This window comes from Streptomyces sp. NPDC048297, assembly GCF_043201585.1.
GTDB lineage: Bacteria > Actinomycetota > Actinomycetes > Streptomycetales > Streptomycetaceae > Streptomyces.
This window is the reverse complement of the sequence record NZ_JBICZA010000016.1, coordinates 36498-58721: the sequence shown is the minus strand read 5'-3', so window position 1 is coordinate 58721 and position 22224 is coordinate 36498. Positions and strand designations below refer to the sequence as shown.

At 70.5% G+C, this 22224-nt stretch carries 21 protein-coding genes and 1 riboswitch; of the genes, 7 read left to right on the top strand and 14 right to left on the bottom strand.

What is annotated here, in order from left to right; genetic code table 11:
* Nucleotides 1-47: 47 nt before the first annotated feature.
* The 3 genes from ACGFYV_RS19220 to ACGFYV_RS19210 all read right to left on the bottom strand — a co-directional run bounded on the left by ACGFYV_RS19220 (nt 48) and on the right by ACGFYV_RS19210 (nt 1857).
* Complete coding sequence (locus ACGFYV_RS19220; protein WP_393879585.1) at nt 48-1217, bottom strand: cysteine desulfurase family protein; 1170 nt, start codon at nt 1215-1217, stop codon at nt 48-50.
* 173 nt (nt 1218-1390) lie between these two features.
* Nucleotides 1391-1663 carry a DUF4190 domain-containing protein gene (locus ACGFYV_RS19215; RefSeq protein WP_393879584.1) on the bottom strand — a complete coding sequence of 91 codons (273 nt, stop codon included), beginning with the start codon at nt 1661-1663 and terminating at the stop codon, nt 1391-1393.
* A 29-nt stretch (nt 1664-1692) separates the two neighbouring features.
* Nucleotides 1693-1857: a hypothetical protein gene (locus ACGFYV_RS19210; RefSeq protein WP_393879583.1), complete on the bottom strand. Its 165-nt coding sequence runs from the start codon at nt 1855-1857 to the stop codon at nt 1693-1695.
* 154 nt (nt 1858-2011) lie between these two features.
* Here ACGFYV_RS19210 and ACGFYV_RS19205 point away from each other — a divergent pair, with 154 nt between their 5' ends.
* Entirely contained in the window at nt 2012-2638 is a 627-nt protein-coding gene (locus ACGFYV_RS19205; protein ID WP_393879582.1) for a TetR family transcriptional regulator, read from the top strand.
* Nucleotides 2639-2668: 30 nt separating this feature from the next.
* On the opposite strand, the gene ACGFYV_RS19200 is transcribed toward ACGFYV_RS19205, so the two are convergent.
* Nucleotides 2669-3646: a helix-turn-helix transcriptional regulator gene (locus ACGFYV_RS19200; protein WP_393879581.1), complete on the bottom strand. Its 978-nt coding sequence runs from the start codon at nt 3644-3646 to the stop codon at nt 2669-2671.
* A gap of 245 nt (nt 3647-3891) precedes the next feature.
* On the opposite strand from ACGFYV_RS19200, the gene ACGFYV_RS19195 reads away from it, so the two are divergent.
* Complete coding sequence (locus ACGFYV_RS19195) at nt 3892-4509, top strand: TIGR03086 family metal-binding protein (RefSeq protein WP_393879693.1); 618 nt, start codon at nt 3892-3894, stop codon at nt 4507-4509.
* Here ACGFYV_RS19195 and ACGFYV_RS19190 read toward each other — a convergent pair.
* Complete coding sequence (locus ACGFYV_RS19190) at nt 4496-5443, bottom strand: thioesterase family protein (protein ID WP_393879580.1); 948 nt, start codon at nt 5441-5443, stop codon at nt 4496-4498. The two genes, ACGFYV_RS19195 and ACGFYV_RS19190, sit on opposite strands and share 14 nt — an antisense overlap.
* A gap of 175 nt (nt 5444-5618) precedes the next feature.
* Here ACGFYV_RS19190 and ACGFYV_RS19185 point away from each other — a divergent pair, with 175 nt between their 5' ends.
* On the top strand, nt 5619-6938 hold the full coding sequence (locus tag ACGFYV_RS19185) for an alpha/beta hydrolase (RefSeq protein ID WP_393879579.1): 1320 nt from the start codon (nt 5619-5621) through the stop codon (nt 6936-6938).
* On the opposite strand, the gene ACGFYV_RS19180 is transcribed toward ACGFYV_RS19185, so the two are convergent.
* From ACGFYV_RS19180 to ACGFYV_RS19140, 9 genes are all read right to left on the bottom strand, one after another.
* Entirely contained in the window at nt 6847-7506 is a 660-nt protein-coding gene (locus ACGFYV_RS19180; protein ID WP_393879578.1) for a trimeric intracellular cation channel family protein, read from the bottom strand. The two genes, ACGFYV_RS19185 and ACGFYV_RS19180, sit on opposite strands and share 92 nt — an antisense overlap.
* Nucleotides 7507-7743: 237 nt before the next feature.
* Complete coding sequence (locus ACGFYV_RS19175) at nt 7744-9123, bottom strand: ABC transporter ATP-binding protein (protein WP_393879577.1); 1380 nt, start codon at nt 9121-9123, stop codon at nt 7744-7746.
* Nucleotides 9120-10208 carry an ABC transporter ATP-binding protein gene (locus tag ACGFYV_RS19170; protein ID WP_393879576.1) on the bottom strand — a complete coding sequence of 363 codons (1089 nt, stop codon included), beginning with the start codon at nt 10206-10208 and terminating at the stop codon, nt 9120-9122. Before ACGFYV_RS19170 ends, ACGFYV_RS19175 begins: the two co-directional genes overlap by 4 nt.
* A complete protein-coding gene (locus ACGFYV_RS19165) occupies nt 10205-11215 on the bottom strand; it encodes an ABC transporter permease (RefSeq protein ID WP_393879575.1) in 1011 nt (336 codons plus the stop codon). Before ACGFYV_RS19165 ends, ACGFYV_RS19170 begins: the two co-directional genes overlap by 4 nt.
* An 89-nt stretch (nt 11216-11304) precedes the next feature.
* Entirely contained in the window at nt 11305-13026 is a 1722-nt protein-coding gene (locus ACGFYV_RS19160) for an ABC transporter substrate-binding protein (RefSeq protein WP_393879574.1), read from the bottom strand.
* Between the two features lie 54 nt (nt 13027-13080).
* Nucleotides 13081-14079, bottom strand: a complete 999-nt coding sequence (locus ACGFYV_RS19155) for an ABC transporter permease (RefSeq protein WP_393879573.1) — start codon at nt 14077-14079, stop codon at nt 13081-13083.
* 279 nt (nt 14080-14358) lie between these two features.
* The gene (locus tag ACGFYV_RS19150; RefSeq protein WP_393879692.1) at nt 14359-15126 is read right to left on the bottom strand and encodes an enhanced serine sensitivity protein SseB C-terminal domain-containing protein; all 768 of its coding nucleotides are present in this window, start codon (nt 15124-15126) and stop codon (nt 14359-14361) included.
* Nucleotides 15127-15355: 229 nt separating this feature from the next.
* Entirely contained in the window at nt 15356-16147 is a 792-nt protein-coding gene (locus ACGFYV_RS19145) for an enhanced serine sensitivity protein SseB (protein WP_393879572.1), read from the bottom strand.
* A gap of 64 nt (nt 16148-16211) precedes the next feature.
* Nucleotides 16212-16880 (bottom strand): AAA family ATPase, encoded by a 669-nt coding sequence (locus tag ACGFYV_RS19140; protein ID WP_393879571.1) that lies wholly within the window; start codon nt 16878-16880, stop codon nt 16212-16214.
* A 181-nt stretch (nt 16881-17061) separates the two neighbouring features.
* A riboswitch (glycine riboswitch) is annotated at nt 17062-17159 on the top strand.
* A 161-nt stretch (nt 17160-17320) separates the two neighbouring features.
* Between ACGFYV_RS19140 and gcvT the strand changes: the two genes are divergently transcribed.
* The 4 genes from gcvT to ACGFYV_RS19120 all read left to right on the top strand — a co-directional run bounded on the left by gcvT (nt 17321) and on the right by ACGFYV_RS19120 (nt 21687).
* The gene (gene gcvT, locus ACGFYV_RS19135; protein WP_393879570.1) at nt 17321-18439 is read left to right on the top strand and encodes a glycine cleavage system aminomethyltransferase GcvT; all 1119 of its coding nucleotides are present in this window, start codon (nt 17321-17323) and stop codon (nt 18437-18439) included.
* A gap of 139 nt (nt 18440-18578) precedes the next feature.
* A complete protein-coding gene (gcvH, locus tag ACGFYV_RS19130) occupies nt 18579-18956 on the top strand; it encodes a glycine cleavage system protein GcvH (protein WP_393879569.1) in 378 nt (125 codons plus the stop codon).
* Between the two features lie 14 nt (nt 18957-18970).
* Nucleotides 18971-20233 carry a serine hydroxymethyltransferase gene (gene glyA, locus ACGFYV_RS19125; RefSeq protein WP_393879568.1) on the top strand — a complete coding sequence of 421 codons (1263 nt, stop codon included), beginning with the start codon at nt 18971-18973 and terminating at the stop codon, nt 20231-20233.
* 86 nt (nt 20234-20319) lie between these two features.
* Nucleotides 20320-21687 carry an L-serine ammonia-lyase gene (locus tag ACGFYV_RS19120; protein ID WP_393879567.1) on the top strand — a complete coding sequence of 456 codons (1368 nt, stop codon included), beginning with the start codon at nt 20320-20322 and terminating at the stop codon, nt 21685-21687.
* The last annotated feature ends 537 nt before the right edge of the window (nt 21688-22224 follow it).

Genomic DNA, 22224 nt, shown 5'->3' with positions numbered 1-22224 from the left:
CACCTCTCCGTGCCCGCGGGCCTCTCCGTGCCCGCATCCGCTCGGGCTCAGCTGAGCCCCGCCGCGCGGGCCCTTTCCACCGCGGGACCGATCGCCTTGGCGACCGCTTCGACGTCCGCCTCCGTGGAGGTGTGGCCGAGGGAGAAGCGCAGGGTGCCGCGGGCCAGCTCCGGGTCGGTGCCGGTGGCGAGCAGGACGTGGCTCGGCTGGGCGACGCCCGCCGTGCAGGCGGAGCCGGTGGAGCACTCGATGCCCTGGGCGTCCAGCAGCAGGAGCAGGGAGTCGCCCTCGCAGCCGGGGAAGGCGAAGTGCGCGTTGGCCGGGAGGCGTCCGCCGGGTGCGGGGTCGCCGCCGAGGACCGCGTCCGGGACCGCGGTGCGCACGGCGTCGGTCAACCGGTCGCGCAGGGCGCCGATCTCGCGGGCGAACCACTCCTGCCGTTCGGCGGCGAGACGGCCGGCCACCGCGAAGGAGGCGATGGCGGGGACGTCGAGGGTGCCGGAGCGGACGTGCCGTTCCTGGCCGCCGCCGTGCAGGACGGGGACGGGTGTGTACTCGCGGCCGAGGAGCAGCGCGCCGATGCCGTAGGGGCCGCCGATCTTGTGGCCCGAGACGGTCATCGCGGCGAGGCCGGAGTCGGCGAAGCCGACCGGGACCTGACCGAAGGCCTGGACGGCGTCGGCGTGCAGCGGGACGCCGAACTCGGCGGCGACGTCGGCGAGTCGGCGGACCGGCAGGACGGTGCCGATCTCGTTGTTGGCCCACATCACCGTGACCAGGGCGACGTCGTCGGGGTTGCGGGCGAGGGCCTCGCGCAGGGCGTCCGGGTGGACGCGGCCGTGGGTGTCGACCGGGAGGTACTCGACGGTGGCGCCCTCGTGTTCGCCGAGCCAGTGCACGGCGTCCAGGACAGCGTGGTGCTCGACGGGGCTGGCGAGGACACGGGTGCGGGCCGGGTCGGCGTCGCGGCGGGCCCAGTACAGGCCCTTGACCGCGAGGTTGTCGGCCTCGGTGCCGCCCGAGGTGAAGACGACCTCGCTGGGGCGGGCGCCCAGTGCGTCCGCGAGGGTTTCGCGGGACTCCTCGACCGTGCGGCGGGCCCGGCGGCCGGAGGCGTGCAGGGAGGACGCGTTGCCGACAAGGCCCAGCTGGGCGGTCAGCGCCTCTGCCGCCTCGGGGAGCATCGGAGTGGTGGCAGCGTGGTCGAGGTAAGCCATGGTGCGGCCGATTCTACGGGCCCTTGGCTGTCGGCCTGGGCGGCGGGCGCCCGGATCGGGGCGCGGCGGGGGCCGGCGGTCGGCGCGTCAGGGCGGTCACCCGGGCGGCCGTACCCCGTCGTCCTCGGGGCCCGGCTCCGGTTCGTACGCCGGTCAGACACCGAACGGCCGCGTCACAGGCTCCACGACACCGTGTGGGACAGCTGCATCGCGACGACCAGGACGGCCAGGTCGGCCACACCGAGGGCGAGACCGAGGTAGGCGCGGCCACGGCGGGCGGTGCCGCGCCAGAGGGCGACGGCGGCCAGGGCGATGGCGACGGGGCCGAGGAAGATGTTGAGGACGAGGAGGCCGAGAAGGCCGAGGATGAAGGACGCCACGGCCATGCCGTCGGCGTCGCGTGGACGGGTGTCGGTGCGGCCGGTGGCCGGTGCGGTGAGGTGCACGGTGCTCAGCTCCTGGATGTCGTTGGAGGTCAGCCGGCCGAGTTGTGGCGGCGGCCGTGGCGCTCGCGGATCGCGAAGACGCCGAGCCAGAGCGCGATGCCGGCGGCGACGGCGACGCTGACGGTCAGTGGCGCGTGGGCCACGGTGCCGAGGACGACGCCGAGCAGCATGAGTGCGGCGACGAGGAACAGCATGGGTGGGGGTCCCCCCTCAGTCCGGGTGTGAAGTTTGAGTGCAGTCCGGGTGTGAAGTTTGGGTGAACAGTTGTAGTAACAGTTGTTCACTGACTTAGAGTCTAGCGTCGTGCACGGCTTTTCAATTCCAGAGAACAGTTGTTAACTGGATGACATGAGTCACACCCTCGGCATCCGGCAGGCCCAGAAGCAGAAGACCCGGCAGGCGTTCCTGGACGCGGCGCTCACGCTGCTGGCGGAGCAGAGCCTGAGCAGCCTGGGGCTGCGCGAGGTCACCCGGGCCGTCGGGGTCGCCCCGACCGCCTTCTACCGGCACTTCCGCTCCACCGCCGATCTCGGTGTCGCGCTGGTCGACGAGGCGCTCGGCAGCCTGCACCCCATGGTCCGCGACACGGTGGCGACGACGGAGGACAACGACGAGCGGATCCACCGCGCCATCGAACTGATCACCCATCACGTCGACGCGCACCCGGCGCACATCCGCTTCATAGCGCGCGAGCGCAACGGCGGGGTCCAGCCGGTGCGCGAGGCCATCCAGGCCCAGCTCTCCCGGTTCGCCGAGGAGGTGAAGGCCGAGCTGGCCAAGGACCCGCAGGCCGAGGGCTGGAGCGACGACGACCTGCTGATGCTCGCGCACCTCTACGTCGACCAGATGCTCATCACCGCGTGCCTCTTCCTGGACACCGTGGACGCCTCGCCGCAGGAGCGGGACGAGGTCACCCGGCGCGCCACCCGGCAGCTGCGGCTCATCGGCATCGGCCGCCGGCACTGGCTGGACTGACAGGCCCACCGGGGACGCCACCCGCCCGCGTCACCTGCCTGCGCCGCCCGTCTCCCCGTACAGCGCCTCGACCGCACGCACTCCCCGCACCAGCTCCGCCCGCGCCTCGGGCGGGCCGAGGATCTCCACGGTGTCGGAGAACGCCAGCAGTTGGCGCACCGCGCGCAGCGCCGGGTACGACAGCCGGGCGGTGACCCACTCGCTCTCGCCGTCGTCGTCGGGGAAGTCGGTGATCTGGGACGCGGCCATGCGCCGGAACATGTCGAGGCGTTCGCGCCGCAGCCGGACCGTGACGTCGATCCCGTCCTGCGGATCCTCCACCCGGCGCCGCAACTCCTCCCATACCTCGGCGAGTTCGACACCGTCCCGGCGCCGCACCGGGTCGTCGAGCAGGCGGGCCGCGTGGACGCGGTCGGCGCGGAAGAGCCGGGGCCGGGCGCGCCGGTCGGCGACCAGGTACCAGACGCCGGCCTTGGCGACCAGGCCGTACGGGTCGACGGTGTACGTCCGCGGGGCCTGTTCGCCGCTGTGCCGGTAGCGCAGCCGCAGGCGCCGGTCGAGGAACACGGCGTCCTGGAGCACCTCCAGGTCGACGGCCTCCAGCGGGCCGCTGCGCCAGCGGGTGGCGTCGACGAGGATGCGCCGGCTGGTGACCTCGGCGGCGGGCCGGTGCGGGGCGGGCAGGGCGGCCATCACCTTGCGCAGGGCCGAGCCGAGCGCGGCGTCCAGGCCGAGCGCGGCGTGCGCGCCCTGGGCGGCGAGGATGAACAGCGCGCGGGACTCGTCGGCGGTGAGTCCGGTGACGTCGGTGCGGAATCCGGCGAGGAGTTCGATGCCGCCGTGCCGGCCGCGTTCGGCGTACACGGGGACACCGGAGGCGGACAGCGCCTCGACGTCCCGGTAGATCGTGCGGACCGACACCTCCAGCCGGCCGGCGAGTTCGTGCGCGGGGACACGGCCCCGGGTCTGCAGGAGCAGCAGGATCGACAGCAGCCGGTCGGACTTCACGGACCCAGGATCCCGCCCCGCCCGTACCTCGCACAAATGCTGACGGATTCTGTCAGGTTAACGGCGCATCCTCTGCCTACCGACTCAGGGAGAGGCACACCGTGACCACCTCGAAGACCACCACCACACCCGACGCCACCACCACGCCCGACACCACGCCCGCCACCGAGGCCGCCGCCACGACCGAAGCCGAAGCCGCCGCCATCCCCGAGGCCAAAGCCGCGACCGCGACCGAAGCCCCGACCCTGACCCCGACCCCGACCACAGGCACCCCCCGCTTCACCGACCCCCGCCCCGTCTACACCCGCGCCACCGCGCAGGCCGCCGCGCTCATCGCGACGGCGCGGCCGCCGCAGCTCACCGGCCCGACCCCCTGTACCGAGTTCGACGTCCGCGCCCTGCTCGGCCACATCGTGGACGGCACCCGGCGCATCGCGGTGGTCGGCGAGGGCGGTGACGGGTTCGCGGTGGAGCCGATCGCGGACGGGATCGCGGACGACGGCTGGGCGAAGGCCTACGACGAGGCCCGTGTCCGGGTGCTGAAGGCCTGGGCGAGCGACGAGCGGATGACGTCCATGGTGCGGGTGCCGTGGGGCGAGGTCCCCGGCCACGCGGCGCTGTCGGGCTATGTGATGGAGATCGTGACACACACCTGGGACCTCGCCGAGGGGCTCGGGCACCCCTTCGAACTCGACCCGGAACTGGCCGGGTTCGCGCTCGACACCGCGCGCCGGCAGCTGCCCGACTCCCGTCCGCGCGACGCCGGGACCCCCTTCGACGACCGGCGGGAGGCCGCCGAAGGAGCCGGGATCCACGAGCGGTTGGCCGCGTGGATGGGGCGGGTGCCGCTCAGCCGAGCCTGACGCGGGCGAGCTGCCTGGACTGGGCGACCAGCCGGTCCTCGCTGTCCCAGACCTCGGCGTCCTCCTCCAGGAATCCGCCGGCCAGGTTGCGGGTCGTGATGGACACCCGCAGCGGGCCGGGGGCCGGACGGTGGCGGACGTGGACGGTGAGTTCGACCGTCGGGACCCAGCCCTTGACGCCGATCTCGAAGGCGGTGGGCGGCAGGGCGTCCACCGCGAGCAGCAGCGACAGCGGGTCCGCGTCCCGGCCGTCGGCCAGCCCGAACCAGGCACGCATCTCCCCCTTGCCGGAGGGCGCGCCGAGCGCCCAGCCGAGGGTCGCCGGGTCCAGCTTGATCATCAGCCGGTCGGCGATGGCGGAACCGCCCCCGACCGGGGTACCGCTCGACGGCAGCCGGACATCGGATGCGGAGTCCTGGGGGCCGAAGCACCGGTCCATGGGCGGTATCGCGGGCGGCATGGCCGTCGTACGGACGTCGTCGGGGAGGCCGGCGAGGTCGCCGTAGGAGGCGAGGACGCGGATGCGCTCGACCTCGCGGCCCTCGGCGTCGTACTGGAGGAGCGAGGCCTGGCCGGTGGAGAGGGTGCGGCCGGTGCGGACGGTCTCGGTGCGGACGACCGCGGGGCCCGGCCGGGAGGCGCTCAGGTAGTGCGCCGTGATGGTGAACGGGTCCGGGTGCGGGAGCGCGTCCGCGAGCGCCCGGCCGAGAATGGCCAGCAGGTACCCGCCGTTGACGGCGTCGAAGACGGTCCAGCCGGCGGAGAGGTCGACGTCGTACACGCCGGGCTCGCGCCGGGTGACCGCGGTGTCGCGGTCGAACTCGCTGACGAACTCGCCGTCGAACTCGCTGTCGCCGATCACGGCCCGCGACGGGGTTCCCCCCGCTCGCGCGAAGCCGAGAGTGGGCGAGGTTGCGGAAGCTGCGTCTGGCATGGCTGAACGGTACAACAGGAGAATACTAAGCGGTAGCTTTTCCATGGAAGGCTTGTTGACGAGATCGGGTCACCCGGTTGACCGCGTCCCGCGCCCGGGTGAGGTTCCGGCAATTTCTCGGTAAGTGTCCGGACACGTCCACAACCCAGGGCCGTTCATCGCCCTCTATGGGGACATGAGCCTCACCGGGACTCCGTTCCTCTACACGACGATCGTGCTGTCCGTCGTCGCCCTCATACTGCCGCTCGTGCTCTGGTCACGGCTGCAGGGCCCCCGGCCCCTGCGCACCGCCGCCCGGGTACTGATGCTGCTGTTCACCCAGGGCACGGCGGTCACACTGGTCTTCGTGCTGGTCAACAACCAGAACAACCTGTACGACAACTGGGCCGACCTGCTCGGCACCGGCGACCACGTCCAGCAGGCGGCCGATCTCGGCAAGGACGGCACGGGCGGCATGGCGCTCAGGAGTCTCCCCAAGGTCAGGCAGGTGTTCAGCCCGACCGACGGACCGGGGATGCGCACGGCCGGCGGAGTCCGCGTCACCCAGCTCAAGGGCCAGGTGTCCGGAGTGAACGCCGAGGTCTACGTCTGGCTGCCGCCGCAGTACGGCGAACCGGCCTACCGGAACAAGAAGTTCCCGGTGGTGGAACTGCTGCCCGGCTACCCCGGCTCGGCGAAGGCCTGGTTCGGGTCGCTCAAGGCGCACGAGCAACTGCTGCCGCTGATGCGCAGCGGCCAGGTGGCGCCCTTCATCCTGGTCGCGCCCCGCACCAACCTGCTGGCCGGTGTGGACACCGGCTGCGCCAACATCCCCGGCCAGGTCAACGCCGACAGCTGGCTCAGCGTCGACGTGCCGAAGATGGTCATGGACAACTTCCGCACCCAGCCGGCGCCGCAGGGCTGGGCGGTCGCCGGGTACTCGGCGGGTGCGCACTGCGCGCTCAAACTGGCCGTCGCCCACCCGGACCGCTACCGGGCCGCGGTCAGCATGTCGGGCTACAACGACCCGATCGGCGAACGCAATTCCCTCGCCGCGCAGAGCCCCGGGCTGCGCGCCGCGAACAACCCCTACCTGCTCCTCAAACGGCGGGCCGTGCCGCCCAAGATCGCGCTGTACGTCTCCGGCGAGTCCGGTGACGGCTACCAGGGGGGCGTGGCGCTGGAGTCGGTCGCCAAGGCGCCGACGACCGTGCACGTGGTGTTCCTGCCGCGCAGCGCGGGCGGTCACACCATGGCGCTGTGGCGGCCGCAGGTGCCCGCGGTGTTCCGCTGGCTGACCCTGCAGATGGGCCAGAACCGGGCCAGGGGCATCGACCACTCCATCGCGGGGACGACTGCCGGAACCACGGCCGGAGCCACGGCCGGGGCCGCCGCCGAGTCCATGGCCGGGTCCGCGGCCGGGACTACTCCTCGACCACCGTCGAGCGACGGTTCCACGCACGCGGCGCTCGCCAGTGGAACCTCATCGCGAGCAGGCGCAGGACGAAAGCGGTGACGACCGCGACCCCGCTGGCCAGCGGGGTCAGCACGTCGTAGTGGATGCACACCACCACCATGGCGGCGCCGACCATCGCCGGGACCGCGTACAGGTCGCGGTCCCAGCGCAGCAGCGAGGGAACCTCGTTGGCGAGCACGTCCCTGAGCACGCCACCGCCGACCGCGGTGGCGAGGCCCAGGGTCGCGGACGCGGTCAGGTTGAGGCCGTAGGAGTACGCCTTGGTCGTACCGGTGACGCAGAACAGGCCGAGGCCGGCCGCGTCGAAGACCAGGACCGCCGACTGGATGCGCTCCACGTGGGGATGCAGGAAGAAGACCACGAGCGCGGCGAGCAGCGGGGTGACGAAGTACCCGAGGTCCGTGAAGGCGGCCGGCGGGACGGCCCCGATGATCAGGTCACGGAACAGCCCTCCGCCCAGCCCGGTGACCTCGGCGAGCACGGCGATGCCGAACACGTCGAAGTTCTTCCGGACGGCGAGCAGCGCGCCGGAGATCGCGAACACGAAGATGCCGATGACATCCAGCGTGTGCTGAACGGAGGGACTGAAGAGTTGCTGTACCTGCACCCCGACATTCTCACCTGTCAAGGGCCGAGCGGGTGCCCCGGTACTCCGCGGGCGCGTGCCGGACGGGAGAGTGGCGGGAGAGTGCCGTGAGTCGTCCCTTCGAGCGTGTACCGGCCGGTGGACGGTCACGACGGTCACGGACGACTCCGCACTCTCCCGTCACTCTCCCGTTCGGGCATGCACATGACTCCGCCCGGTCGCCATGTGCTCGTTGTCGTTCGACCTCTTGTCGTTCGACTACTTGTCGTCCGACTCCTGGGCCTTGGGGGCCGGGGACTCGGGGGCGGGGGACTCGGGAGACTCGGACTCCTCCGTCGCCGCCTCGGCTTCTGCCGCGACCTCGGCCACGGCTTCGGCTTCGGCTTCGGCTTCGGCTTCGATAACGGCCACGACCTCGGCTTCGGCCTCCGCTTCCATCTCCGCGACCTCCGCCGCCACCGCGGCCGACGTCTCCGCCGACTCCTCCAGGACCGCTTCGCCGACCAGCTCCGAGGCCTCCTTCGCCGCCGTCAGCAGGACCGTGTCCTGCGGGGCCTGGTCGGCGAAGTTCTCCGGGTGGTGGCAGGCGACCTGCTGACCGGGCTTCAGCTCCAGGAACGGCGGCTCGGTCGTCGCGCAGATCTGCGTGGCCTTCCAGCACCGGGTGTGGAAACGGCAGCCGGAGGGCGGCGCGATCGGCGAGGGGACGTCACCGCGCAGCAGGATGCGCTCGCTCTTGGCACCCCGCCGCTTCGGGTCGGGAATCGGCACGGCCGACATCAGCGCCTTGGTGTACGGGTGCATCGGCGCCCGGTACAGCGAGTCACGGTCGGCCAGCTCGACGATCTTGCCGAGGTACATCACCGCGATCCGGTCCGAGACGTGCCGGACGACCGAGAGGTCGTGCGCGATGATCACGTACGTCAGGCCCAGTTCCTGCTGGAGGTCGTCCATGAGGTTGACGACCTGGGCCTGGATCGACACGTCCAGCGCGGACACCGGCTCGTCGGCGACGACCAGCTTCGGCTTCAGGGCGAGCGCGCGGGCGATGCCGATGCGCTGGCGCTGACCGCCGGAGAACTCGTGCGGGTAGCGGTTGTAGTGCTCGGGGTTGAGGCCGACCAGCTCCATGAGCCGCTGGACCTCCTTCTTCACCCCGCCCTCGGGCTCGACGCCCTGGAGCCGGAAGGGCGCCGAGACGATCGAGCCGATGGTGTGCCGGGGGTTCAGGGAGCCGTACGGGTCCTGGAAGATCATCTGGACGTCACGGCGCATCGGGCGCATCTGCCCGGTGCTCAGCCGCGTGATGTCCCGGCCCTCGAACTCGACGGTGCCGGCGGTCGGGTCCTGGAGCCGGGTGATGACCCGGCCCATGGTCGTCTTGCCGCAGCCCGACTCGCCGACGACGCCCAGGGTCTCGCCCTTGCGCACCTCGAAGTCGAGGCCGTCGACCGCCTTCACGGCGCCGACCTGGCGCTGCAGGAGGCCCTTCTTGATCGGGAAGTGCTTCCGCAGGCCCCTGACCTTCAGCAGCACCTCCCCGTCCGTCCTGCCGTCCTCGGGAGCCGACGCCTGCTGCGGGACCGCGGCCTTGCCGGCGGGGTCCTCGGCGGTGTCTGTCTTCTTCGTCTCACTCACAGCTTCGGCGCAATCTCTTCGGTCCAGATCCGCGTACGGTCCTCGGCCGAGAGGTGGCAGGCGGACCAGTGGCCGCCCTCCACCAGCTGCAGCTCGGGAACCACCGTGCGGGTGACGTTCCCCTTGGGGAGGTCCGCGTACGGGCAGCGCGGGTGGAAGGCACAACCCGAGGGGACGTTGATGAGGCTCGGCGGCTGGCCCTTGACCGGGGTGAGCCGTTCGGCGGTCTCGCGGTCGATGCGCGGCATCGAGCCGAGCAGGCCCCAGGTGTACGGGTGCTGCGGCTTGTCGAAGATCTCCTCGACCGGTCCGCGCTCCACGCAACGGCCGCCGTACATCACCAGGACGTCGTCGGCGATCTCGGCGACCACGCCGAGGTCGTGCGTGATCATGACGACCGCGGAGCCGAACTCCTTCTGCAGGTCCCGGATCAGGTCGAGGATCTGCGCCTGGACGGTCACGTCGAGGGCGGTGGTCGGCTCGTCCGCGATGAGCAGTTCGGGGTTGTTGACCAGCGCCATCGCGATCATGGCGCGCTGGCGCATACCGCCGGAGAACTCGTGCGGGTAGCCGTCGATGCGCTTGGCGGGCTCGGGAATGCCGACCCGGTCGAGCATCTCGATGGCGCGCGTGCGGGCCACCTTCTTGCTGACCTTGTGGTGGACCCGGTAGGCCTCGATGATCTGGGCGCCGACCGTGTAGTACGGGTGCATCGCGGACAGCGGGTCCTGGAAGATCATCGCCATCTTCCGGCCGCGCAGCCGGCGCACCTCGTCCGGGTCGGCGCCGATCAGTTCCTGACCGTCCAGCCACACCTCACCGGAGACGTGGGCGTTCGCGGCGCGGTGCAGTCCCATGACGCCGAGGGACGTCACGGACTTGCCGGAACCCGACTCGCCCACGATGCCGAGGGTCTGACCGCGCCGGACGTCGAAGCTGACGCCGTTCACGGACTTGACCACACCGTCGTCGGTGTTGAAGTGGATGCGCAGATCGCGAACGGAGAGGAACGCGTCTTGGGCGTCGGAAGGGGCGGCGACGTCCGTGGCCGGTTCGCCCAGTGCCGCCTTTTCGAGCTTGCTCACGAGTACCTCACGCGGGGGTCGATGGCTGCGTACACCAGGTCGACGACGAGATTTGCGAAGACGATGAAGAACGCCGCCACCAGGGTCACGGCCATCACGATGGGCAGGTCGTTGTCCTTGATGGCCTGGATCGAGTACGCACCGATGCCCTGGAGCGAGAAGACCGTCTCGGTCAGCACCGCGGTACCGATGAGGGTGCCGAAGTCGATGCCGAAGATGGTGACGATCGGGGTGAGGGTGGCGCGCAGGCCGTGCTTGGTGACGACCGTGCGCTCCGGCAGGCCCTTGGCGCGGGCCGTACGGATGAAGTCCTCGCTCATCGTCTCGAGCATGCCGGCCCGGGTGAGCCGGGCGTAGGTGGCCGAGAAGAGGAACGCGAGGCTGATCCAGGGCAGCAGCAGGTGCCAGGCCCACTCGCCCGGGTTCTGGGTGAAGGGCACGTAGTCGGTGCTGTCCCAGATGGGCCACTGGTAGATGAACAGCGCGTTGATGACCTGGCCGGTGAAGAAGATCGGGAGCGAGACGCCGGCGAGCGCGATGAACATCGCGATGCGGTCGACGGGCTTGCCCTTGCGCAGCGCGGAGATGACACCGGTGGTCACACCGAAGATCAGCCACATCACGGCCGCACCGACGGCCAGCGAGAAGGAGACCGGGATGCGCTGCGTGAGCTGCGGCCACACCTCGATGTGACTCTTGAAGGAGTACCCGAAGCAGGGGGCGCTGCAGTGCGTGGCGTCAGGACCGAACTTGTAGTCGGCGCCTACGAACAGGCCCTTGATGTAGTCCCAGTACTGGATGTAGATGGGCTGGTCGAAGCCCAGGTTTTTCTTGATCGCGGCGATGGACTCGGGGTTGGCGTCCTTGCCGACGTACTGGGTGGCCAGCTGGGTGGCCGTCTGGCCGCCCAGGCGGGGCACCAGGAAGAAGATCGCGAAGGTGACTGCGCTGACCACCAGCAGCAGCACTACGGCGCCGAAGACGCGTCGGATGATGTACGCAGCCACAGCTGTGCGGCTCCGGGGGGCCGGGACGGGGTTGTCCGTCCCGGCCGCCCGGAACCTTCACCTGCCTTTCAGGGGTATCCGGCCTGCTGTTACTTCGAGGAGCCCAGCAGCGTGTAGTCGTACATGCCGAGGTACGCCTGCGTGACCGTGACGTTGGTCGCGGACGAAGGCCTGATCAGCAGGTTCTTGCGGTAGATCAGCGGGACGACCGAGGCGTTGTCCAGGACCATCTTGTCGATGTCGCCCCAGGCCTTGGTGCGGGCCGCGGAGTCGGTGTTCGAGATGGCGTCGGACAGAGCCTTGTTGATCTTCGGGTCGTTCAGCTCCATCAGGTTGTTGCCGCCCGAGGGCTTGATGGCGCTGCCGTCGATGATCTGGTCCAGGAAGCCGTAGCCGGTCGGCCAGTCGGCGCCCCACGCCATCATCATCATGCCGAGCTTGTGCTGGTGGACGTAGCTCGGGACACCGGCGAAGTTGGAGAAGTACTTGCCGGAGGGGAACTGCTTGATGTCGACCGTGATGCCGGCGGCCTTCAGCGAGTTCTGGATGGCCGTGGCGGCCGCGACCTCGGCGGGGCGGTCGGCGCGGGCGGTCAGCGTGGTGGAGAAGCCGCTCGGCTTGCCGCACTGCTTCAGCTCGTCCTTGGCCTTGGCCACGTCACCCTTGTGACCGGGCGTGGCGTAGGAGTCGAACTTGGTGTAGCCGTTGACCGACGGCGGCAGCAGCGTGGTGGCCACGTCGCCCTTGGGCGAGCCGCCCATGGCGTCGATGACCGACTGCTTGTCGAGGGCCCACTGGACGGCCTTGCGGCAGTGGACGTTGTCGAACGGGGCGACGTGCAGGTTCAGCGCCATGTAACCCGTCGCGCCCGCGTACGAGTTGTCCGTCTGCGGGGCGTACTTGCCGTTCAGGATCTTCGGCTGCGTCTGCGGCTGCACACCGGCGCCGGTGATGTCGGCCGTGATCTTGTCGGCGAGCAGGTCGTTGTCGACCGTGACCGGGTTGACCTTGAACTTGACGTTGATCTTGTCCGGCAGCGCCTTGCGGATCGGGTCCGACTTCGGGTCCCAGTTCGGGTTGCGGACGAGGGAGGCGCTGGCGCCCTCCTCGTACGAGGCGAACTTGTAGGGGCCGGAGGACACGATGTGCTGGACGTACTTCGCGCCGTCGTCCTTCGCCGCCGGCACGGGGGCCGTCTGGGAGAAGGTCGCCAGGTAGTCGAAGTCGGCGAAGGGCTTGGCCAGGTGGAAGACGATCGTCTGGTCGTCCGGGGTCTCGATCGAGTCGAGGCCCTTCTTGTCCTTGTAGGGGCCCTTGTACTTGTCACCGCCCTCTAGGTACGCCTTGAAGTACGTCGGGCCGTTGGACAGGGCCTCGGGCGCGAAGTTGGAGCGCTCGATCGCGTACTTGACGTCCTTGGACGTGATCGGCGTGCCGTCGTCGAACTTCAGGCCGGAACGCAGGTGGTACGTCCAGGTCTTGGCGTCGGCGCTGGCCTTGCCGAGGGAGTCCGCCAGGTCGGGGACGACCGTGAGGCCGTCCTTGCCCGCGGCCGGCTTGAACGTGACGAGCGTACGCGCGTAGAGACGCGAGAAGTTCTGCACGAAGCCGTAGTACGTGTTGCCGGGGTCGAGGGAGTCCGGGACGTCGGAGTCCTCGAGGTTGACCGTCCCTCCCTTCTTGCTCGACGCGTTGACGATGGAGTCCAGCGCCGCGTCCTTCTTGGCGGTGCCGCCACCGCCGTTGTTCTTGCTGTCGTTACCGCCGCCGCACGCGGCAGCGCCGAGCGAGACCGCCAGGACCGTCGCCACGGCGGCGGTAACCCTTCTCGTCTTCACGTGAGGAATGCCCCCTCGATCGTTGGATCACTTGCTGCGAGGATCGAGCGCATCACGCAGCCCGTCACCCAGCAGGTTGAACGCCAGGACGGTGATGAAGATCGCCAGTCCGGGCACGAACATGAACTGCGGATCTGCGGTGTAGAGATCCACTGCGTTGCTGAGCATTCCGCCCCAGGAGGCCTGCGGCGGTGCGATACCGACTCCGAGGAAGCTCAGCGCGGCCTCGAAGAGGATGTTCGTCGGAATGATCAGCGTCGAGTAGACGAGGATCGGAGCGACGAGGTTGGGCAGGAGTTCCCGGAACAGGATGTACGGGCCCCGGGCGCCCAGGCTGGTGGCGGCCTCCACGAACTCGCGCCGCGCGAGGCTCATCGTCTGGGCGCGCACGATACGGCCGATGTAGGGCCAGCTGAAGAAGCCGATCACGAAGATCAGCACGCCGATGCGCAGCGGCAGCCCGTTGAAGCCGAAGAATCCGTCCTGGACCGAGGCCGAGATGGCGATGGCGAACAGCAGGAGCGGGAACGCGAGGAAGGTGTCCATCAGCCGGCTGATGACGCTGTCGACCCAGCCGCCGTAGTAGCCGGCGACGACGCCGAGCACGGTGCCGATGACGACGGACAGCAGGGTGGCGCCGCCGGCGACCAGCAGCGAGACCCAGGAACCCTCGATGATGCGGGCGAGCATGTCGCGGCCGTACTGCGGCTCGACGCCGAGCGGGTGGGCCCAGCTCATTCCGCCCCAGCTGCCCTTGGGGGCGAGCAGGGCGGGGTCGATGAGGTTCTGGTGGAACTCGTTGGGGTCAAGCCCGAAGGCCCACTCGATCGGCTTGGCGAGCACCGCCATGAGCACGAGCAGGATGACGACGACGCCACCCGCAACCGCCAACTTGTCCCGTTTGAACCGGGTCCAGGCGATCTGTGTGAGCGAACGACCTTCGATCTGGGCTTTCTTGACCCCGGCGAGCACAGCCTCGGGCGGGGTCTCGGCCTCAGCCCCGGTGGTCTCGAGCGGTGCTGTCACTGTGAATCCGACCCCTCCAGCCGGTTGTTGACCGGCCCGCATCTGCCGCCAAGGTTTGCGGCTTTGTCGACTTGCTCAGGACGTGAGGTGAGCACCTGGTGTCCTGAGTGGGGAGTCTTCAGCGTGGCCGCGATCAGCCGCCAGAGCTGACGGCGAAAGTATGCGTAACCGTGATGCGGCTATGGGGGTTCCGTTATCCGAACGTCCGGAACCGACGCGCGGACGAATCGGTCACACACAGTGACGGTTGACCCGCCGACTTCGACTCAGCGCACGCGCTCAGTAGGCCCCGTGGACCGGCGGGTAGCCGTAGCCGGGGGCCGGTGAGCGGGGTTGGGGCTGGGGGGCGGCCGCGTGGGCGTCGCGGTCGTAGAACGGGCGGGAGTTGGCGCGCATCCACATGACGACGGGGTCGTAGTCGTCGGTCATCGCGACCGTCGAGACCGGCAGGCCCTCCGGTACGGCGCCGACGGACTGCTGCATCATCGCCCGCACCGAGTCGACCGCGGCCGGCGAGGTGTCGTACACGTCCAGGCCGAGGGCGAGGTACGGCGCCCCGAGCGCGGGCTGCACCCAGGCGCGGCGCAGCGAGCGCAGCGCGGGGGTGCGGTGGGCGTTCTGCGCGAGCAGGGCGTAGAACTGCGGGATGTCGACGGCCGGTTCGGACAGGCGCAGGGGGCCGGCGGGCTGGCGGTCCAGACCGGTGGCGATGCGGCGCAGGTCCAGCCAGGGGATGCCGACGCCGCCGCCCGGGGCGTGCGGGTTGAGCCAGAGGCCGTAGTGGTCGGGGTAGAGGGTGCGGGCCACGTCGAGCCCGTCGACGACCTCGTAGGACCGGTTCCAGCCGCTCGCGGAGAGTTCCTGCGCGGAGGTGACGCAGGGGGCGTAGTGGGAGCCGTCGACCTCCATGTCCCCGTACTGGGCGTCCGGGGAGCCGGCCTGGCCGTGCCACAGGAACATCCAGATCTGGCCGGAGGAGGGGGTGGCGAGGGCGCGCAGCAGCGCTTCGTAGGCGTCGTAGCGGCCGGGGGTGACCTGGCGCAGCATGTGCTCGACGCTGCCGCTGTGGCTCGCGCTCACCTGTCGTGCCCTTCTCTTTTCAGTGCCCCACGTTTGGAGACAGCTTAAGCGCCTGGTGGCTCGGGGCCTTGTGTGCGTCGGCGGGTGCGGGTTGTGCGTGGTTCTCGCGCAGTTCCCCGCGCCCCTGGGTCTGCTGCACCTGTCGTCGGCTTCCAGTGGGCGTGTTCACGGCTTCTGGTGGGCGTGGTCGCGGCTTCTAGTGGCCGGACTCGTAGAAGGGGCGGACGTTGGTGGTGAGCCAGGTGGCGACGGGGTCGTCGGCGATGTCCATGAGGACCAGGTTGACCGGCCAGGGGACCGGCTGGGTGCCGAGGGCTCTGCCGAGCGCCCCCAGGGGGAGGGCGCGGATGTCGCCCTCGTACGGGGAGAGTTCGACGCCGATGAACATCACGGGGTCGGCCGTCTCGATGGCGGCGAGGCAGCGGCGGGCGGTGCGGACGACGCCGGTCGCGGCGAACTCGGCGGAGGCGGCGGAGAGGAAGTCGACCGGGTCGTCCTGCCAGTCGGGCTCGAAGAGCCGGACGCGACCGCCGGAGGCGGGGCCGTCCAGGGGGGTGCGGCCGGCGCGGGAGAGGTCCGCCACCGCCTCGGGCGGCAGGGGGACGCCGACCACGCCGCCGGGGTTGACCGCCAGGCCCACCTGCGGGGGCAGGCCGCGGGCGAACTCCACGGCGGGGGCGATGGTGTACGACATGTGGGAGCCGGTGGCCTGGTGCAGTTGCTCCTCGGAACTGAAGACCGGGACGTACACCTGGCCTTCGATGTCCAGGGTGGGCAGGTCCAGCGGGCCGCTGTGCGGGCCGCCGCCGCCCGGCAGCGGTATCCAGAGGAAGCTGCGGCCCAGGACCTCGACGATCCGGCCGCCCGCGGAGGGGACGCCCAGGGAGGCGGAGAGCACCTCCTCCAGTTCGTTGCCGGGCCAACCGCCGTGCGGGTGGGGGTGCGCCTGTGCCGGGAAGTCCGCGGGAACGTCCGCCGGGAAGTCCATGTGCCTACCGCCTGCTGGGAACCGTGCTGTGGTGCCAAAGGCTATCCGGTACGGGTGACGGCCCTCACCCTGTGAACACGATCCGCTGCAGGACGTCCGCCGCCGGCCGGTCCAGCAGCACCGCCGAGCCGCAGCCGGCGGGCACTTCGCCGCGCTGCACCGCGCGCAGCAGCCGGGCGGTCGCGCCGCGGTGGCGCCGGAAGGCGTACCGCGACACGTCCCGGCCTCGCTCGCGCCGGCCCTCGCGGGCGGTGCGGGCGGTGACGTCGAGGAGGAGCAGGTGCAGGGTGCCGCCGCGGCGCCGGGCCTCGCGGGCCAGCCAGGCGCGCACCCAGGCCTGGGTGCCGCAGTCGTGCACGACCACCGCCTCGCCGGAGGCGAGGGCGCGGCGCAGGCCGGCGTAGTGGGAGAGGCGGACCAGGGGGCGGTAGAGCGCGTAGGGCAGGAGGCGGGGCGTGCGGGCGTCCCAGCGCTCGCGGGTGTCCTGGGAGTCGATCCGCGGGCCGGGGACCGCGCGCCGCATCAGGGTGGACTTGCCGCTGCCGGGCAGGCCGGTGATCACCACCAGGTCTCTCGGTCCGAAGTGCAGGGTGTGCGGGCTGTGGCCGGCGCGCTCGCGCAGGTCGCGGACGACCGGGGCCGGGCGACCGGTGCCGCGTTCGACGGCGGGGGCGCAGGGCTGCTTCGGCACCGCGATGCCGGTGGTGGTGGCGTAGGCCGTGGTCCTGTTCACCGTGTTCGTCCTCCCCTGCTGGGCCCGGGGCATCCCCCTTGCCCTTCACATGTAAAGAGAAGGTAATGCGCGGTGTCCAGTGGTTCGGTGCGCGTCGTGCGACAGCTCGGTTACAGATGCGGCCCTGACGGTCCGGGGTGTGGCGTGCAATGATGTGCCCGCCAACTGCATACCGGCCGCTTGAATCCGCGCGGGAGAGTTCCCAGCAGTCTTCGCTGGGGCGCCGAAGGAGCAAGTCCCTCCCTTGAATCTCTCAGGCCCCGTTACCGCGCGGGCGAGGCACATCTGAAAAGCGGGCCGCCATGACGGTGGCCCCACCCAAGGTGCAAGTCCTGACCTGCGACTTTTCCCGAGTCGGTGGTCATGGCGAACCTCTCAGGTTCCGATGACAGATGGGGAGGAACTTCCTCGCCCTTCTTGCCTTGGGAGACGACCGACCGATGAGCAGTACCGAACTCCGTCACACCGCGCTGGACGCCCTCCATCGCTCGCTCGGTGCGACCATGACCGACTTCGCCGGCTGGGACATGCCGCTGCGCTACGGCTCCGAGCGTGACGAGCACGTCGCGGTGCGCACCAGTGCGGGCCTGTTCGACCTCTCCCACATGGGCGAGATCACGGTGACCGGCCCGCAGGCCGCCGCGCTGCTGAACTTCGCGCTCGTCGGCAACATCGCCTCCGTCGGGCTCGGCCGCGCCCGCTACACCATGATCTGCCGGGCCGACGGCGGCATCCTGGACGACCTGATCGTCTACCGGCTGGCCGAGACCGAGTACATGGTCGTGGCGAACGCCTCCAACGCCCAGGTCGTGCTCGACGCGCTGACCGAGCGCGCCGCCGGTTTCGACGCCGAGGTCCGCGACGACCGCGACGCCTACGCGCTGATCGCCGTCCAGGGCCCCGAGTCCCCCGGCATCCTGAAGTCCCTCACGGACGCCGACCTGGACGGCCTGAAGTACTACGCGGGCCTGCCCGGCACCGTCGCCGGCGTCCCCGCGCTGATCGCGCGCACCGGCTACACCGGCGAGGACGGCTTCGAGCTGTTCGTGAAGCCGGAGCACGCCGTGCAGCTGTGGCAGGCACTGACCGAGGCCGGCGAGGGCGTCGGCCTGGTGCCGTGCGGCCTGTCCTGCCGGGACACCCTGCGCCTGGAGGCGGGCATGCCGCTGTACGGGCACGAGCTGACCACCTCGCTCACGCCGTTCGACGCCGGGCTCGGCCGGGTGGTGAAGTTCGAGAAGGAGGGCGACTTCGTGGGCCGCGAGGCGCTCACCGAGGCCGCCGCGCGCGCCGAGCAGAACCCGCCGCGCGTCCTGGTCGGGCTGGTCGCCGAGGGCCGCCGCGTCCCGCGCGCCGGGTACGCCGTCGTCGCCGGCGGCCAGGTGATCGGCGAGGTCACCTCCGGCGCCCCCTCCCCCACCCTGGCCAAGCCGATCGCCATGGCCTACGTCGACGCCGCCCACGCGGCGCCGGGCACCGAGGGCGTGGGCGTGGACATCCGCGGCAACCACGAGCCCTACGAGGTCGTGGCGCTGCCCTTCTACAAGCGCCAGAAGTAGTCACTGGCCCAAAGCGCCAGCAGGCTGGGCCCCGGTCGCGTCCCGAGCACGTGACCCTGCCCACATTTCGCCTGCTCATCAGCGCTTTCCGCACTCCCCCGTCGACCAGCACTTTCCCGCATACAGGAGAATTCAGGCCATGAGCAACCCGCAGCAGCTGCGCTACAGCAAGGAGCACGAGTGGCTGTCGGCCGCCGAGGACGGCGTCTCGACGGTCGGCATCACCGAGTTCGCGGCCAACGCCCTCGGCGACGTCGTCTACGCCCAGCTCCCCGAGGTCGGTGACACGGTGACCGCGGGCGAGACCTGCGGCGAGCTGGAGTCGACCAAGTCCGTCTCCGACCTGTACTCGCCGGTCACCGGTGAGGTCGTCGAGGCCAACCAGGACGTCGTCGACGACCCGTCGCTGGTGAACTCCGCCCCCTTCGAGGGTGGCTGGCTGTTCAAGGTCCGTGTCACGGAGGAGCCGTCCGACCTGCTCTCCGCCGCCGAGTACGACGCCGAGATCGCCGGCTGAGGAGTCGTAGCCCCATGACTGTCCTGAACACCCCCCTGCACGAGCTGGACCCCGAGATCGCCGCCGCGGTCGACGCCGAGCTGGTCCGCCAGCAGTCGACGCTGGAGATGATCGCCTCCGAGAACTTCGCGCCGCTCGCGGTGATGGAGGCCCAGGGTTCGGTCCTGACCAACAAGTACGCCGAGGGCTACCCCGGCCGCCGCTACTACGGCGGCTGCGAGCACGTCGACGTCGCCGAGCAGATCGCCATCGACCGGATCAAGGAGCTGTTCGGCGCCGAGTACGCCAACGTGCAGCCCCACTCCGGCGCCTCCGCCAACCAGGCGGCGCTGTTCGCGCTGGCCCAGCCCGGGGACACCATCCTCGGTCTGGACCTCGCGCACGGCGGCCACCTGACCCACGGCATGCGCCTGAACTTCTCGGGCAAGCAGTTCAACGTGGTCGCGTACCACGTGGACGAGGCCGGCCTGGTCGACATGGCCGAGGTCGAGCGGCTCGCCAAGGAGCACCGCCCCAAGGTGATCATCGCCGGCTGGTCGGCGTACCCGCGGCAGCTGGACTTCGCCGAGTTCCGCCGGATCGCCGACGAGGTCGAGGCGTACCTGTGGGTCGACATGGCGCACTTCGCCGGCCTGGTCGCCGCCGGTCTGCACCCGAACCCGGTCGAGTACGCGGACGTGGTCACCTCCACGACCCACAAGACCCTCGGCGGCCCGCGCGGCGGCGTCATCCTCGCCAAGAAGGACTTCGCGAAGAAGCTGAACTCCTCGGTCTTCCCCGGCTTCCAGGGCGGCCCGCTGGAGCACGTGATCGCGGCGAAGGCGGTCTCCTTCAAGGTCGCCGCCTCCGAGGAGTTCAAGGAGCGCCAGCGGCGCACGGTCGAGGGCGCGCGCATCCTCGCCGAGCGCCTCACGGCGGCCGACGCCCGCGAGGCCGGGGTCAACGTCCTGTCGGGCGGGACGGACGTCCACCTGATCCTGGTCGACCTGCGCGAGTCCGAGCTGGACGGCCAGCAGGCCGAGGACCGTCTCCACGAGGTCGGCATCACCGTCAACCGCAACGCGGTCCCGAACGACCCGCGCCCGCCGATGGTGACCTCCGGCCTGCGGATCGGCACGCCCGCCCTCGCCACCCGCGGCTTCACCGCCGAGGACTTCGCCGAGGTCGCGGACGTGATCGCCGAGACGCTGAAGCCGTCCTACGACGCCGAGGCGCTCAAGGCCCGGGTCGAGGCCCTGGCCGACAAGCACCCGCTGTACCCGGGACTGAACAAGTAAATCCCGTTTCATCCGGCACCGCGCACACTGGAAAGGTGAGCGCGGTGCCGGCCCCCGCACCACCCCGTATGTGAGGAGTCACCCCCGTGGCCATCTCGGTCTTCGACCTGTTCTCGATCGGCATCGGCCCGTCCAGCTCCCACACGGTCGGCCCGATGCGCGCGGCGCGCATGTTCGCCGGCCGGCTGCGCAACGAGGGCCTGCTCGGCTCCGTCGCGTCCGTGCGCTGCGAGCTGTACGGCTCGCTCGGCGCCACCGGCCACGGCCACGGCACCCCGAAGGCGGTGCTGCTCGGTCTTGAGGGCGCCTCTCCGCGCACGGTCGACGTGGAGAGCGCCGACGAGCGGGTGGAGGGGATCAAGAAGGCGGGCCGGCTGAACCTGCTCGGCGAGCACGAGATCACCTTCTCCTTCGACGACGACCTCGTCCTGCACCGCCGCAAGGCGCTCCCCTACCACGCCAACGGCATGACCGTCTGGGCGTACGACGCCACGGGCACGGAGCTGCTCGCCAAGACGTACTACTCGGTCGGCGGCGGCTTCGTCGTGGACGAGGAAGCGGTCGGCGCGGACCGGATCGTGCTGGACGACACGGTCCTGAAGTACCCCTTCCGCACCGGCGACGAACTGCTGCGCCTCACGAAGGACACGGGCCTGTCCATCTCCTCCCTGATGCTGGAGAACGAGCGGGCCTGGCGCACGGAGGAGGAGATCCGGGCCGGGCTGCTGGAGATCTGGCGCGTGATGCGCGCGTGCGTGAGCCGTGGCATGTCCCGCGAGGGCATCCTGCCCGGCGGCCTCAAGGTCCGCCGCCGCGCGGCCGTCTCCGCCCGCCAACTACGCGCCGCGGGCGACCCGTTGGCGCACGCGATGGAGTGGATCACGCTCTACGCGATGGCGGTGAACGAGGAGAACGCGGCCGGCGGCCGTGTGGTCACCGCCCCCACCAACGGCGCGGCGGGCATCATCCCGGCGGTCCTGCACTACTACATCAACTTCGTACCCGGCGCCGACGAGGAGGGCGTGGTCCGCTTCCTCCTCGCGGCCGGCGCGATCGGCATGCTCTTCAAGGAGAACGCCTCCATCTCCGGCGCCGAGGTCGGCTGCCAGGGCGAGGTCGGCTCCGCCTGCTCGATGGCCGCGGGCGCCCTCGCCGAGGTGCTCGGCGGCACTCCCGAACAGGTCGAGAACGCGGCCGAGATCGGCATGGAGCACAACCTCGGCCTCACCTGCGACCCGGTCGGCGGCCTCGTCCAGATCCCCTGCATCGAACGCAACGGCATGGCCGCGGTGAAGGCCGTCACGGCCGCGAAGATGGCCATGCGCGGCGACGGCTCCCACAAGGTCTCCCTCGACAAGGTCATCAAGACCATGAAGGACACGGGCGCGGACATGAGCGTCAAGTACAAGGAGACGGCGCGGGGCGGGCTGGCGGTCAACATCATCGAGTGCTGAGATGGTGGGCGCCGATGGGGGGCCACCGTCGGGGGCCGGACTACGGGGTACAGCAGGGAGCGAAGCGTGCGTGTGGGAGGGCGGCTGCCGTTGCCGATGACGGCGGACAGTGGGCGCTGGGTGACCGTCGCGGCGGAGCGGACCGTTCTCGGTGTCGTCCACAACATCACGTCCGCTACCCGGCTGCTCGATCTTCTCGCCGTGTTCGAGGGCGACCGGCGCATCCAGACCGTTTTCACCTGCACGGAGTCGTCGGCGCTGGACGGGGGAACCGTTGAGTTCTTCACGTCCCGGGGAATGCTGCACATACCCTGGAGAGAAGCGACGGCGCGTAAATTCGATGTAGCGATTGCCACAAATCGCGGCGGAAATCTTCACGATCTGCAAACACCATTGATCGGCGCACCTCACGGCGCCGGATACAATAAACAATTAGAGCCGGGAGCCGGGAGCCGGGAGCCGGGAGCCGGGAGCCGGGAGCCGGGAGCCGGGAGCCGGGAGCCGGGAGCCGGGAGCCGGGAGCCGGGAGCCGGGAGC